Here is a 15803-nt window from a genome sequence, read left to right as displayed (position 1 = left end):
CTGTCCGCTAAGGTTGGGGCTTTCTGTAATTTCATAACCTAAAAATAAGACTTGAGAACTTAATTTACAAACAGTTATTCAATATAATAATAGATTCAATTGATTTGACCTTGCAACGGTCTTTACCTATTTATATAGGTTTTATACTGTTATGTCGTTCTATAATGGGAATAGAGTTTTCTGTAGACTTAGAACAAGCTTTAGTAAAAGGTTGGCGTGTAGTTTTAGCGAATGCTATACTAGGGATTCTGTTCTCATTTATGATGATTTGGAATCCGTTATTAGGAGGGTTAACGGTTGTCTTTTATTCTGCTGTTAATATATTATGTATAGGAATTACGCAAATAGCAGTGGCTTTTAATTTAAAAAGATCAAATCAAAAATTAGTGGCTTAGCAGAAGGAAATTTAAAAAGTGAAGTAACTTCGATTCTAATTTTTTTTTAAGTTTAGGTGTATCAAAGTATATTTTAATTAATATATTTCATTAAAATTATAGAATGGAAACATCAAATAAAATAGGACTCGTATTATCTGGAGGAGGTTATAGAGGTGTTGCACATATTGGCGTTTTAAAAGCTATGGAAGAATTAGGTATTACACCCGATTATATTTCTGGCACAAGTGCAGGCGCTGTTGTGGGATCTCTGTATGCTGCAGGACATAATTGGCAGAAAATTTTAGAACTTTTTACCGAAATTGAATTGTTTTCTATTAATAATTATACTTTATTCAAACCTGGTTTATTAGATGGGAAAAAACTGGGAAGACAATTGGAAGCCTATTTTAAGGAAGATAGTTTCGAGAGTTTAAAAATCCCGATGTTTATTGCGACTACAGACTTGGTAGAAGGGAAGACCCGATTTTTTTATGAAGGTAAAATAACCACACCTATAATAGCATCTGCAGCAGTACCAGGAGTGTTTTCTCCTATAGAATTTAACGACTGCCTATTATGTGATGGAGGTGTTACTAATAATTTTCCAATAGAACCCTTAAAAGTCTATTGCGATAAAATTATTGGTGTTTATGTAAATCCGCTTCCAAAAATCAAAAAAAAGGACTTAAAGTCTACCAAAACAATAGTTAATCGCGCGTATACGATTTCTAGATTTAAAGTTATAGAAACAAAATTTCATGATTGCGATGTGCTTATTTCTCCAATAGAGGTTGGTGAATACGATGTTTTTTCTAAAGTTCATGTCGATAGAATTTTTCAATTAGGTTATACTGAAGCAAAAATAAAATTAAAGGAAATGATGTTATAAGAACTAATTTTTAGGTGTTAGTATTAATTAGTTTAAAAGCCCAGAGAGTTATGCTTTCTGGGCTTCTTCGTGTTAGAAATTCAGAATTAAGAGATAAGAAACATGTGGGAATTCATTCACTATAAAAAGGTGTTCAAGATTAAGTTTGAATTTCAGAATTATACTATATCTAATCTTGAGTTGTTTGTTATGCAATGAATTTAAAGGTGTAAAAGCATATTAATAATATTTTAATGTTAACAGATGTTTTTTAAAGACTTAATTTAAAACATAAAGTAACATACAGTTAAAGATTAACTAACTGCGAAGAACTTTAAATGCGTCATTTTTGAAAAAAATTAAATTCAATTATGGCATCAAAAGGCGCGGGTAGACGTGGGTTTCTAAAAAAAGCTTTAATAGCTACAGGAGGGATTATATTAGCTCCTAATTTTATTAGTTGTAGTAATGACGATGATAATTATCAGACCGATTATGACGAATCTCTTTTGTCTATTAAAAACTTCAATGAAGGTGTTGCAAGTTTCGATCCGACAAATTCAAGTGTGATTATCTGGACACGCTATGCATCTGCAAACAGCGAAATTATTTGGGAAGTATCTTCAGATGTAAATTTTTCTAATATCTTAAGAACAGGGAAAATAACTACAGAGTTATCAAGAGATTTAACTATTGCTGTAGAATTAGCGGAATTTAATGCCGATCAAAAATTATATTACCGTTTTATAAATAGTTTAGATAATGCGATTTCTGTTGTTGGGGAAACTATTACACTACCTATAGAAGCTACAGAAGTTAAATTAGCAGTTTGCTCTTGTTCTAACTATCAGGCTGGATTATTTAATGCTTACGATGCTATGGCAACTTCTAGCGCAGACATAATTGTGCATTTAGGCGATTATTTTTATGAATATGGGGCTGGAGGTTATGGTGCTTCAGCAGAAAATGCATTCTTAAACAGGCAACATGAACCCGCACATGAAATTTTGTCTTTAGATGATTACAGAACACGATACAAACAATATAGATCCGATAAATCATTACAATTAGCACATCAGAAAAAACCATTTATTTGTGTTTGGGACGATCACGAAATAGCGAATGATACCTATAAGGAAGGTGCCGAAAATCATGATGAAGCTACAGAAGGTTCTTTTCAAGTACGTAAGCAAGCAGCACTTCAGGCTTATAGCGAATTTTTACCATTTTCGAGATTAACAGAGGGAAATAATGAAGTGATATACAGAACCTTTAATATAGGTAATCTTGTAAATTTAATCATGTTAGATACTCGTGTTATTGGACGTGATAAACAATTAGATTTAGCTAATTATTATACGGCGACAGGTTTAGACGGAGCTGCATTTCAATCTGCTTTAAGCGATCCTTCTCGCTCATTATTGGGTGCAGAACAGCGTAATTGGTTGGTTAACGAACTACAAGGGAATTCGGCTAAATGGCAAGTGTTAGGGCAACAAGTTTTAATGGGAAATATGTATATTCCAGCCGAGTTATTAATGGCATTTGGAAGTCCAAATTTTGTTCAGACTTTAACAGAACTTGTAACTATTAAAACAAGAATGGTTAAACAAGATCCTACACTTACAACTGCGGAAATTACACGAGTAATGGCTGCTATTCCTTATAATTTAGATGCCTGGGATGGTTACCCTGTAGATCGTGAGATTATTTACAATGCATTAAATGGTAAAAAGATAGTCACATTGGCAGGAGATACCCATAATGCATGGAAAAATGTTTTAACCTCACAAAATGGAACAGAAGTAGGAATAGAATTGGCAACATCGGGTATTAGTTCTCCTGGTTTTGAAACCTATTTAGGAGATACCAATCCAGCTATAATTGCTGGTTTTGAACAGGCTCTGACTGTTCTAGTCGATGGATTACAGTATTTTGATGCATCTAGACGCGGATTTTTAATGGCGACATTTACACCATCGGAAGTGAAATCGGATTGGATTTTTGTCGATACTATTTTGTCAGAATCATATGGAACCACAATTGGGCATACGGCTATATTTTCGTAATTAAGAAACTTACAGTATATAAAAAACCGTTACTCTATTGTCTAAAAGTAACGGTTTTTATATTTTGATTTAGTCTTGCTCTCTTAAAAAGCAAAGAGATACTTGTGCTGTTATATTAATTATTAAAGAGAGGTTATTTCTTTCTAATCCAATACTGAGTTCTTCCTAAAAGTGCGACACCCATATAACCTCTTACCTTAAGTTTATTATCATCTACTAATTTTAAATAGCAGCTATAAACTTCACCATTTTCTGGATCTAAAATGGTTCCGTCGTTATATTCTTTACCGTCTTTCTTAAGATCTTCAATTATAACTAACCCAACAATTGGCTTGTCTTTTTTTGCGCCTTCGCATTTTTCACAAGTTGAATCTTTTTCTCCAATATATTTACTTACAATTTTAGCGTAATAAATATCGTTTGTTTTATAAATCTCAATGAGTGCCTTTTTTTTTTTGGTTTTATCGTCGTAAGAATCCCATTGCCCAAGAATACTTTGCGCATTAGCAGAGATACAAAAGGTTAATATTAATAGTAAAAATAGATTTTTCATAGGTGTAAGTTCTTTTAAATTGTTTGAAAATGTCTTTTAGTTGCGTTATAATTAAGTTGTTTGTAATCTGTATTAGATGAGCCTAAAATAAGAAATGTTTTTAACTTCGTAATAATTGTGGTGTATTTTTATTTTTTTATTAATGATAGTTATCTAAAACTGATGATTTGTTATTATAGAACAGCTTGTATCCTATATATGTTTTTTTTTACCTCGTAATTTAATGTCGAAATAGTCGTTTTGTGTTATTCATAATTGATAGGAATTAAATGCCTGTAAATGAGTTGTGTAAATTGTTATATTGATGAGGACTTATGACTAATTGAAACTGAAAAATAAAATAATTATAGAAAATACACTCAACTTTTTAGACATAGCACAGGGATTCCGTTGCTGAATCTGTTCTTTTTATTCCACAAATATGTAACTTGCCTATATCAATTAAGTAAAGTAAGATTAACGAGTCATAAACAATACTATAAATGAGCGAAAAAGCTGAAAAACCAACGGATTACAAGTCTAACTTAGATGTATTTGCTACAGAAGAAATGGAGGGTAGGGTTCCTAAATTTAAAATGCCAAATTTAGAGAGTGATCCCCGATTAGCCTATGAAGTTGTACACGATGAATTAATGCTGGATGGTAATTCACGACAAAACTTAGCTACTTTTTGTCAAACATGGTCTGAACCAGAAGTACACAAGTTAATGGACGAGTGTATGGATAAGAATATGGTCGATAAGGATGAATATCCTCAAACTGCTGAGATTGAAAAACGTTGTGTACATATGTTGGCTGATTTATGGAATTCTCCTAATTCTACTGAAACTGCTGGTTGTTCTACCGTAGGTTCTAGTGAAGCTGCAATGCTTGGCGGAATGGCAATGCTTAGAAAATGGGAAGCCAAACAAAAAGCTGCTGGTAAACCTTTTGACAAGCCGAATTTAATTTCAGGACCTGTTCAGGTATGTTGGCACAAATTTGCACGATACTGGAATATCGAACATCGTGAAATTCCGATGGATAAAGATCGTTATTTAATGACGCCAGAAGAAGTCTTAAAACGTTGTGATGAAAATACTATTGGTGTAGTACCTACTTTGGGTGTTACATTTACATGTCAATACGAACCTGTTAAAGAAGTCGCTGCGGCTTTAGATAAATTTCAAGAAGAATCGGGTCTGGATATTCCTATCCATGTTGATGGTGCAAGTGGTGGGTTTTTAGCACCTTTTTGTGCCCCAGGATTGGAATGGGATTTTCAAATTCCAAGAGTAAAATCAATCAATACTTCTGGCCATAAATTTGGATTGTGTCCACTTGGTGTGGGCTGGGTTATTTGGCGTGAAGCAACTGATTTACCGGAAGAACTTGTGTTTTGGGTAAATTATTTAGGAGGTAATATGAGAGATATTTCTTTAAACTTTTCACGTCCCGGTGGGCAAGTAATTGCACAATATTACAATTTTATCAGATTAGGAAAAGAAGGTTATGCTAAAGTGCATTCAGCTTGTTATAGAACAGCGCAATACATTTCAGCAGAATTGGAAAAATTAGACTTGTTTGATATTATTTATAATGGAGACATGGCGTCAGGAATCCCAGCATTGTGTTGGAAGATTAAAGAAGGTACAGATCCAGGATTTACATTGTATGATCTTGCAGACAGACTTAGAATTAAAGGTTGGCAAGTGCCAGCATATTCACTGCCATCAAATTGTGAAGATGTTGCAATTCAGCGTATTCTTGTGCGTCACGGTGTAAGTTTTGATTTAGCAGACTCTCTATTTACAGATATTAAAGATGCTGTCGATTTCTTTAAAAAACACCCGATACAAGTACCACTTAGCAAAGAAGAAGCTTCAGGTTTTAAACATTAGTAGCGTATCGATTTGAAAGATAAAACAATACTTAAGACAGAAGGGTTTGGTCCTTTTGTAACAAAGTTAATATTTAGTGATTTTAGTGGTGTAATCCATACTTGGGAGTCTAGGCTCCATAGAAAAGGTTTAGAGGCTGCTTTTTTAAAAGATTTTAAATCGGTCCGAAAGGCCTTTTGGAATGGTTTTAAGAAAGTGGCTACCCTAAATTGGTGGATCAGTATGATATTTGCCTTGGGCTCCTTCCTGTTTATGTTAGGAAGTGTTTTAAGTTTATGGCCGGCAATAGCATTGCATTTTAAACTTAGTACAACAGAAGTTAATTTTGTTTTCTTTCTGGGGTCAATTCCTTTTACAACAGCTGCATTCCTTCAGTTGTTGCAAGTATTTCTTGCAAATAAAAAACTGAGTAATTCGACAGATTTTCAGACAGAAAGAAAAGGTTTGAATTTGTGGTCTTTGGGTTTTTTAAGTGCGCTATTTCAGTTTGTAGGAACCTTGCTTTTCAATATCAATACTTTTGAAGGCACAAAATCTAACCTAAACAATTTACAGTCCGATTTATGGATTTGGACACCCGATTTTGCAGGATCTATTCTCTTTCTGGTTTCAGGATATCTGGCCTTTATAGAAGTCGGACATCGGTATTGGATATGGCAGATAAAAAACATGTCGTGGTGGGTCGTTTTTATTAACCTTTTGGGATGTATCGCCTTTATGATTTCTGCTTTCTTTGCGTTTGTTCCACACGGAGGTGCTAGCAATTTTTCTGTTGAAATGAGCCTTATTTTTACACTAATTGGTGCGTTTTGCTTTTTTGTAGGTTCCTTATTAATGCTTCCAGAAATGGGAATCGAAAAAGATTAATTCTCGTGTTGCTACAAATGCCTATGCTATTTTTAGATTTTTTATATTTAAAACGTAAATACACAAGGTGTTGCGGTAATATAATAGAAATAGATAGGTGTTTAATTGAAAGAATTCCAAGCACATCCAAAAACAATATACCATCCAAAATCGCCTTTATTTGTCCAAGCGACATCTACACCACTTCTTAATTGAAATTTTCGAGCTATTAAATATCGGAATCCTCCACCGTAATTAGCGATTAAGTCAGATTCATTAAAGTTTACTTTTTCAGTCGGTGCTTTAGAAAGTCCACCAAAAGCGATACCACTCCATCTTTCAACAAAGTCGTAACGTTGTTCTGTCATCAACGAATATACTTGATCTCCTTGGTATTTTGCCATAGGCACACCTCTTACTTGAATCGATGGTTTTAAATAAAAAGGAGCATCTCCAAACTGAAATTGGTTATCTAAACGAAAACCACTAACCCATTTTGGGGTGAATTGAAAATACTTAATGAAGTCGGCATTAAAATTCTGAAAATTATAATCACTTCCAGTCCAATTTGCATTTACACGAAATTCAGACGTGATGTACCAACCATAATTAGGCGTAAACATATTGTCTCGTTTATCAAATTCTAAATCAAGACCTAAACTTCCTATATTACTGCTGTAATCCTTGTCTTTTACGAAATCGGCTACTCTATCATTCTCAAAATTAGGCTTAATTTCATTATGTCCAAAAAAGTATTCTAAACCAAGATATAATTCGGTTTTAGCAATTTGTCTTAAAACAGAAAGGTAGGCTCCTGCAATTCTAAAATTAAAATCGAAGGTTTGTTCGCCAACAATAGGAAGTGTTCTATAAAAATCCATGTTAACATTGGCATACACGGCACCAGCAGTATATTTTAAATGATATTCTGGTAAAGATGCTTTTCGAAAAGCACCAACGCCCCAAGTTTGATTGGCGGTATAACCTGCAAATCCTCCAGTGATGTTTGGAGCTACTGGTTTACCATCCTGTTCTTTAATTTTATTAGGTTCAATGAAAATAGGTGCTAACATAAATCCAAAACCACCAAGCGATTTCTCAGTAATGATTTGAGGCACTGGAATAAAACCATGATGCTCTATTAAAAGATCACTTAAATCAAACATCCCGTCCTGAGGGTCTTTAAGCATTTTGAAACTAAATTTCTCTTTTTTAGGTTTCTCCTCTTTTGTCTCTGTTTGACCGTATGATGTTGGGGCTAATATTGAAAAAATGAGTAGAAAAACAAATGCTCTAGAATAGCTATTAAGAAGCGATGTTATCATAATTGGTTTTAGTTTTATAAAAGCAAGTCACTTCAGCTGTTGAATTGGATTGCAGTTTTCGAGTGTGAAATTACAAAAAAAACTATTTGTATTGGTGTTTAAAAAAGACATCAATTAATTAAATAAGTAAGACGATGGTAATTATTTGTGAATCCTTTAACTTTTTTGGTCTAGCTGTGATACTGTTTTTAGGATTTCCTTTTAACGAAAGTGTAAATGTTATTATAAACAGCGTAGGGATTACTTCATAAAAAATTTAAAATTTCTAAAACAAAAAGAGTGTTATTGTATTAGAAATATACTGTTTAGTATGTGTTGTAAATAGTTTAAAATAAGCTAATTGTGTCAGATTTGTTGTTTTGTTTTAGTATGTCAATTCGGTGTTAATTATAATATGTATTAAACGTTTTCTATATCCAAAATTAAAACCCGGTTTTTAATTTAAAACTGAGAAATATTCTATGAATAGGAATTTTATTTTTTACTATTTAAATAGATCTCACGAGTATACATGTAACGTTTTGTTCCGTTATTTAACCGTTAAGTGTTGTGAATATTTATTGTTTAGGCGATATTATATATGGTAGTAAGCCCCGCTTTTCTAGCTCCAATTATAATGTTGTCGACCAGATTGTTGTCTAATAAAAAGCTATCTAAATGGTTCTTTAAATTACTAACAATATGGTTAAACTTATTATTAAGGATATCAATTTCAGCTTTCGCTTCTACGAACATTTCTAATTGTCCCATAACAGCTAATTTTAGCAATGGTAGAAAAACAACATCTTCTGAAACATTCATTTTTTTAGTGTACGAAAGTGCCTTTTCATAATCGCCGTTTTTATAGTGAATACAGAAAAAACCCATATGGTACCACCAAGGGCAATGCGGATTAAAGTCTACGGATTGTTTTAGTAAACTAAAACCTTGATTGTATTTGCCTGCACAAACTAATCCAAATCCCAAAGTTCCTTTGTCTGAAGCCGATGGAGTTGCTAATTCCAAACTATAATCGAACGCTTTTAAGGCTTTTTCTTTTTTGCCTAGATAAATATTTACCCATCCCAAGATTACCTGAGCGTATTGAAATTGAGGAGCAATTTTTGTAGCTTTATTAATGAGCTCGAATGCTTTATTTACGGGGTCTTCTATATTAGGATAACCTAAGCTGTAAAAATCCAGATATAAACTCCCCAGAACGGTTAAGCACATTACATTATTGGGATTTTTTTTATGGCATTTCTCTAAAGAGATCTGTGCCATTTTACAATCCTCTAAAGAATGGGTTCTTTGGGCGTAATAGTTCCATAAAATAGCATCAAAAGATTCTAAATCTAATTTTTTGTCTTTTTGGAAAGCGGTATCCATCGTGTCTGTAATAATAATACCATAGAGACCACTTAAAATAGAAAAAACATCGTAATTAATTTGATCCTGAATTTCCATGTCTTTATCAATGTGAGGCGTATGGATGTAATTTTTAGACCAAACTTGTGTGCCTTTAAATGTTTCTACAAGTCCTACACTTACTCTAATTTCTTTAGAAGTCCGCCTAACTGATCCTGTTATGAGATAGTGAACCCCAAGATCGGAACCTATTGTTCTTAAGTCGGTTAAAGTATTTGCGTATTTTAAGGTGGAATGGTGTGCGACTACTGCAATATTTTGACTGGTACTAAATATACGTGTAAGCTCTTCTCCAAAACCATCAATAAAAAATAAAAATGTATTGTCCGGACACAAATTACGAAAGGGTAGTACTGCAAGAGTAAGTCGAGACCTTGAGTGTTGAACGGGATTGTTTTGGGTTGGTATTACTTTAGTTGCATCATTAATTTTTTGAATTCTAAATACGGGTATATACGTCCCTTTAATAAGTTCTATTCTTATTACATCTGATTTTCCGTCGTGTAAATAATATTTGTTTAATACCCGTCTAAGTCTACCTGCATGAATTCTAACAATAGCATCAATTTGCGGGTTAAAGTCTTCAGGCTTTCCAAGAGCATTAACTCCAATGGTATATTCTTTTAATATATTAGAATGGTTTTCTAGAGTTTCATTAACAATAAAACATAGAAAGTTAGTAAGAACAGGAGATTTTAAAAGTGAAGGATTAGAAATAATCTTATTTAATTCATCCAGAATTTCTTCGTTTGTAATTGTAGGTTGTTCTTCTTTTTTTAATGGTTTTGTAGGCATTCAGCTTTGAAAAAACAGGTTAAAGTCACTAAAAAAAATATACGTTTTTGGGGAGGTTATATCGTAAAAATGACTTGATGTTAAACGAAAATAATAAAAAGTGATTTAAAACGGAACAGATTTTTACGAATTAACTTTTTGAATTGAAATTAACATAAGTTAAGCAGAAGATTAAAATCGCGTTTATTCTTAAATTTTAATGGGATTGCATGTCCGCTAAGTGTCATGATGTAGTGTTTTAATTAACTTAATGTCAAATCGAGCGGCGTCGAGATGGTATGTAATAGCTTTCGACTCTGATCAAACTGAAACTAATAACTATTATGAGTTAATACGGATATACATTAATAGTATTTAAAAATTGTTTGTTAGTTGTTGCTGAAAAATTTAGGTTGTCATTACAGTAGCGTTCTAAAGAGATGTACCGCTGTTGACTTTATGGAATTACTTGTGCTTAGGTAGATACTTTTTCTATATAAGTTGAATTTTGTTTTTTGTTGGGCCTATCGAAAATTTAGATAAAAGTTTGTAAGCCTAGATTTTTTTTGCTTAGTCTATCCAGAGCGAAGTCGAAGGATCCATTAATCAATGAAAAAAATGAACATATATTAATGTTTAGTACAGGTTTGATTTCAGAACTAGAAACCTTAGCAATACAAAGTAAATAAAAAACCCATAACACGACAGTTATGGGTTTTTAATATAAACGAAATGGCTTATGTAATTTACAAATATTAAATAGTAAAAGCAGGGTGATTAAGCTTTATTTTACAGTATAACCTTTACCGTCCATACAAGCAGAAAAAGCTTTGCTATAATCGCTTTTAGCGTTGGCTGTTGCTTGTGCTGCGGCTTGATTGTTTTGTTGTTGTTGTGCTTGATCGCCCTCCACTTTCGCTCTTCGACCTCTAAGCGCACCTAAAACCGCACCAATTGCAGCGCCTTCACCAGCATTTCCTGCTATGGCTCCAATTGCAGCTCCCGCACCCGCACCAACAGCACTTCCAACAAGAGCAGTACCGTCTGGAGACGTGCTTGCTTGAGCAGGTACATATAATGTAGGATTCATAGGGTCGTATCCTGTTTGTTGTTTGGCCCAAGAGTAGCAAGCTGTTTCATCGGTATTTTGAGTTTCTTGACTCTGATTGTTTGAAGGAAAAACATACAATCCTAAACCAGAAGCAATGGATGAATTTGCTGAGGATTGAGCTAATAAAGTATTCGTAAATAGTAATACAACTATAAGTGAAAATATATTTTTTATCATTGTGTTAATTTTAATCTATTAAAAATCATTAAAGTTTATAAACGTATAACCTAATTGTTCTAAAGCATCTGCTTCGTTATAAAACGTATAACTTTTTACGATTTTGTCATTCACAATTTGGTAGATAGAGTTAGACCATATTATTACTGTTTCATTGTTGTTTTTGTAAGTAATATTAGTCTGAGCCCAGTTAGAAACCCATTCGCCTTGATTCTTACCAGTAGAGATAACTATAGGTGCGCTTTTAGATTCTGTGTAGTCAATACTATCGTATAAGTTTTCTGCATTCCATTTCCAGTTTTTTACCGCATTAGTTTTTCTAATAGTGTCTCCATAAGAAGGACCTATACCTATGTATTCATCATCTAGCAAAGCAGACATTGTTTCGTAATCCAAATCTTCTACAGCTTGAATATAGTTTTCAATTATTGCAACATTCTTTTCAGAATTATCTTTTTTAGTAGAACAACTCATTACTATGAGTATAAGAAATAAGGTACTGATTAATTTTTTCATTTTTAGTTGGTTTTTATTTATGAAATGTTTTCGGATTTTAAAAGTAATATAAATTCTTTAATAGATTATAAAGAGTTTTCACGAATTTGTTTATTTTTATGATTCTTTCGCTTTACATACTGCTTAAGCCTAAAATTTAATATGTGTGCCGATTGGTTTATTTGCTCATCAACAGAATTTTTAGAAAATTGTATTATATATCAATTCAGCTCGGTAGGCATAATTAAACCTAAAACCTATACCTGCTCTTAGCTGTGCTAGATCATCAAAGGTGTCTTCTGTACTTCCATTTATATTGATGAAATACTCTGCATCAGCAATAATATACCAAACTTTATCCTCATGATTATTTAGCTTTTTATGGATGCGTAAGCCATTCTGGACGAATTCTTATACGATTTGTTGTGATCCAGGTATGGTGATCAAGGTCTTCAATATGTCTATTTTCAAAACGCACTAATGTTCTAAGCGGTCGTTTTTTTATAGTTTATAATGGTATCTAAACCCTATAACGGATCGTATTTCCAAAGTATTTTAGGTTGACGATTGATTCTTGTAAGAAACAAAGCCAGAAAAATTAAATTCAATCCTTTTGTTTAAAGCTTTTTCAATGGTTATCAAATTATTTAAGGAATTCCAATAGGCAGTTCCTAATTCGCTTTTAAATTAAAAAGCATAGTTCAGAGCATAATCTTCTCAAGCCTGTTTATCTACCGACTGACCAAATAATGCATAAATATTGCCAAAAACGAATATCCAAAAAAGACTTTTTATTTAATATGTATTCAAAATTTTATAATTAGCCCAGAAGTGTTTATCGTTTGATTTATGCTTTCTAGAGTTTTAATTGTCAGTATGTTTAAACAAAATACATGCCTAAAAATATTATTTTCAGGCATGTATTAATTACCGAGATCTCTATTTAAAATAAGAGTTTAGTGGTTTATTTTACTTTTCAGGATACCAAATTTTTGAAATACCTAGTGTTCCATTAAAAGGAAATGGTGCAATATCAAAATAATCTGTAGATACTGGAGAACCTAAATCACTACCAAAGTCAAGACAGTCGTTTGCAGTAAATGTAAATGCAGCTGTTATTGGCACTTGACCTTGAGCAACTTCTTTTCCATCAACTTTAAGTGTAACATCTAATGGCGCACCACGTTTAGGAGAAACGATTCTTGAAACCACTTCTATTTTAACATCACCTAGTGGTAATTTTGCTTTAGATTTTAATTTCGTTCTTTCAATTTCAAACAAGTTATATTCATAACATAAGTAACCATCTAATACATAGCAAGTAAGTCCTCCTGAAAAACCTCCAAGAGAATACAGCACACCACTAGCATTTTCTGGCACATTTATATTTAAACTCACATTATTGTCAAACTTCCCTAATTTAGGTGCCGTAAATTCTGGCATACGTGTAATAGGACCACTAAACGTCCATTCTGTATATGGTGTTGAAGGTGCATCTTCTGGGTGATAAATAGCAGACCAAAGCCCTCCACCAATTGGAAGGTTTTTATATTTAGCAGACTCAACAAGGAATAAATCTTTCATTGATTGCAATTTCTCTGGCATTTTTTTAGACAAATCATTTGCCTGACTCCAGTCTTCATCAATATTATAAAGTTCCCAAGTGTCATTTTCTGGATTCCAACTCGCGGCACCTGCAGGAAGACCTGGTAACCAAGGAGATCTAATCCCGAAAGCAGAAGCAAACCAACCATCGTAATATACACCACGGCTACCCATAATATCGAAAAATTGAACATTTCGGGTCCCTTTTGCTAATGGATCGGCAAAGGTATATTCCATACTTACCCCATCAATAGGGTCTTGTGCAAACCCATTTACCTGTAAAGGAGGGGTGATATTTGTAATTTCATAAATTGTAGGAACAATATCAATCACATGGTGAAACTGTGGTCTTGGTGTATTATCATGCTTTATTTTTTTAGGCCAAGAAATAGCCATTGGCTGACGCGTACCACCAAAGTGAGCTGCAATTAATTTTGTTGATTTGTACGGTGTAGATCCAGCCCAAGCCCAACCTGCATTATACATATTGTCTGTTTTTGCTGTTCCTAATACATCTAAACCTCCAAGTTTATTCAAAGCTTCAATTTGTTGATCTACAGTAGTAGGAATTCCGTTCTGAGCTAGCAGTTCACTAATAGAGCCATCTTGTCCTTCTGCAGACGAACCATTGTCACCCCATATGTAAAACACTATGGTGTTATCAAATCTTCCTTGTGCTTCTAACTCATCAAAAATTAAACCTACATTATAATCTGTATGTTCAGCAAATCCAGCAAAAAGTTCCATCAACCGTATTTGAAATGGTCTTTGAGATTCTGGAATGTCTTTCCAAGCTGTCATGGTTTCATTACGGGCAGTCAATTTAGTGTCTTGAGGAATCCATCCTAATTCTTTCTGTCTTTTAAATGCGCGTTCTCTATAGGCATCCCAACCGTCGTCAAATTTACCTTTGTATTTATCTGCCCATCTGGCATTAACCTGATGTGGGCCATGTACTGCACCAGGCGCCCAATACATAAAGAATGGTTTGTCTGGAGCAAAAGCTTGCTGTTCTCTTAACCAAAGTATAGCATCGTCTGTAATATCTTCAGTCAGGTGATATTCGTCATGACCTTGGGTTGTTTCAGGATGTTTTACCGGCGTTGTATTACGTACCATTTGTGGTTCGTATTGTGACGCTTCTCCAGCAAGGAATCCATAAAAATACTCAAAACCATAACCTGCTGGCCAGTATTCAAATGGGCCTTTAGAAGTGGTTTGTTCTGCCGGTGTATTATGCCATTTTCCGAAAGCACTCGTATTGTAACCATAATTTTTTAAAACTTCGGCTATGGTTGCAGATGTTTTTGGAATTGTTCCGCTAAAACCTGCCCAATCATTTGCAATCTCAGCAATCTGACCATTTGCAACGCCCGTATGATTTCTTCCCGTAAGTAATGAAGCTCGCGTAGGTGAACACATGGCTGTAGAGTGAAACCTGTTATAACCGATACCAAGATCTGCTATACGACTTAAGTTTGGTGTGTTTATTTCTCCACCGTAGGTAGAAGGTGTTGCAGGACCAACATCATCAATTAAAATAATTAAAATATTAGGTGCATCATCAGGAAGACGTTTTGGATCTACCCTTTTCTTGTATGTGGAGGTTTGCATAGTTGGGCCAGCCTCACTAGCCGAAGGCGTGGGAGGGAATGGTAGTACTTGTTGCGCTAGTGTGTGCTCAATATTTCCAAAAAGGAAAAGCGCAACTAAGCCTATATAATAAAACATTTTCATCATGTTGGTTTTTATGTTAGTTTTATTACAAGATACTATAATATAATTATAAGGTCTTGTTCTGTCAATTAAACTTGGTTATTTAACCGTTAAATGGATGTTGGTTTTGGTTTTAATTGAGGTGTTTTTAAGTTCTAATTTCTTGTTTTTTGAGTTCGTTTTATATCGGTAGCATTCAAAAAGATCAGACAAAAAATAATATGCGATAGTGATTAGGTGCGATACGGGCATAAAAATTTTTAGTCTTAATTTAGGATGCTATGGTCTGAATTGTCCTTTAATAACGTAGTATATGTTTGTTTTATATTTAAATAATTCAACCTTCTTCTGCTTCATATAAAATAACGAATTGTAAAATTTTAATGAATTAAAGTCGCTTCTGCAAAATGAATCTGAAAAAAAAATCGGTTTTAAAAATTATTTATTAGTCAACAATAATTACATCTGACTTACTTCTTAATAATTATTTTTTTTAGAATTTTCACGTGTAAATGAATACATTTGTAATGCAAATTAGCGTGCTATTAAGTAATTAGAATATGTAATTTTTTTTTGTGAACTATTATAATTAATACGATT

Annotated in this window: 11 protein-coding genes; 5 read left to right on the top strand and 6 right to left on the bottom strand. The window is 33.3% G+C overall.

The genetic code is table 11. The features are described 5' to 3' along the window. Positions 1-164: 164 nt before the first annotated feature. From R6X41_RS08970 to R6X41_RS08960, 3 genes are all read left to right on the top strand, one after another. Positions 165-395, top strand: a complete 231-nt coding sequence (locus R6X41_RS08970; protein WP_318499437.1) for a DUF308 domain-containing protein — start codon at positions 165-167, stop codon at positions 393-395. 103 nt (positions 396-498) lie between these two features. Beyond that, positions 499-1266, top strand: coding sequence for a patatin-like phospholipase family protein (locus R6X41_RS08965; protein ID WP_318499435.1), 768 nt, complete (start codon positions 499-501; stop codon positions 1264-1266). Between the two features lie 350 nt (positions 1267-1616). Beyond that, positions 1617-3314 (top strand): alkaline phosphatase D family protein, encoded by a 1698-nt coding sequence (locus R6X41_RS08960; protein WP_318499433.1) that lies wholly within the window; start codon positions 1617-1619, stop codon positions 3312-3314. A gap of 133 nt (positions 3315-3447) precedes the next feature. Here the strand turns inward: R6X41_RS08960 and R6X41_RS08955 are convergent, their stop codons facing one another. Beyond that, the gene (locus tag R6X41_RS08955; RefSeq protein ID WP_318499431.1) at positions 3448-3867 is read right to left on the bottom strand and encodes a DUF2147 domain-containing protein; all 420 of its coding nucleotides are present in this window, start codon (positions 3865-3867) and stop codon (positions 3448-3450) included. Positions 3868-4349: 482 nt separating this feature from the next. Between R6X41_RS08955 and gad the strand changes: the two genes are divergently transcribed. Together gad and R6X41_RS08945 are read left to right on the top strand one after the other, a co-directional pair. Next, positions 4350-5747 (top strand): glutamate decarboxylase, encoded by a 1398-nt coding sequence (gad, locus tag R6X41_RS08950; RefSeq protein ID WP_318499429.1) that lies wholly within the window; start codon positions 4350-4352, stop codon positions 5745-5747. A gap of 12 nt (positions 5748-5759) precedes the next feature. Further along, entirely contained in the window at positions 5760-6614 is an 855-nt protein-coding gene (locus tag R6X41_RS08945) for a hypothetical protein (RefSeq protein ID WP_318499427.1), read from the top strand. 101 nt (positions 6615-6715) lie between these two features. Here R6X41_RS08945 and R6X41_RS08940 read toward each other — a convergent pair whose 3' ends face one another. The 5 genes from R6X41_RS08940 to R6X41_RS08920 form a co-directional block, all read right to left on the bottom strand. Continuing rightward, positions 6716-7918, bottom strand: coding sequence for a BamA/TamA family outer membrane protein (locus tag R6X41_RS08940; protein ID WP_318499425.1), 1203 nt, complete (start codon positions 7916-7918; stop codon positions 6716-6718). 564 nt (positions 7919-8482) lie between these two features. Beyond that, positions 8483-10120, bottom strand: a complete 1638-nt coding sequence (locus tag R6X41_RS08935) for a tetratricopeptide repeat protein (protein ID WP_318499423.1) — start codon at positions 10118-10120, stop codon at positions 8483-8485. Between the two features lie 763 nt (positions 10121-10883). Beyond that, positions 10884-11387 (bottom strand): glycine zipper domain-containing protein, encoded by a 504-nt coding sequence (locus R6X41_RS08930; protein ID WP_318499422.1) that lies wholly within the window; start codon positions 11385-11387, stop codon positions 10884-10886. Between the two features lie 18 nt (positions 11388-11405). After that, the gene (locus tag R6X41_RS08925; RefSeq protein ID WP_318499420.1) at positions 11406-11903 is read right to left on the bottom strand and encodes a nuclear transport factor 2 family protein; all 498 of its coding nucleotides are present in this window, start codon (positions 11901-11903) and stop codon (positions 11406-11408) included. A 948-nt stretch (positions 11904-12851) separates the two neighbouring features. Continuing rightward, the gene (locus R6X41_RS08920; protein ID WP_318499418.1) at positions 12852-15218 is read right to left on the bottom strand and encodes an arylsulfatase; all 2367 of its coding nucleotides are present in this window, start codon (positions 15216-15218) and stop codon (positions 12852-12854) included. Positions 15219-15803: the final 585 nt, after the last annotated feature.

Origin of the sequence: Formosa sejongensis (genome assembly GCF_033447105.1) — a bacterium.
GTDB lineage: Bacteria > Bacteroidota > Bacteroidia > Flavobacteriales > Flavobacteriaceae > Formosa.
This window is presented reverse-complemented; position numbering and strand designations above follow the sequence as displayed.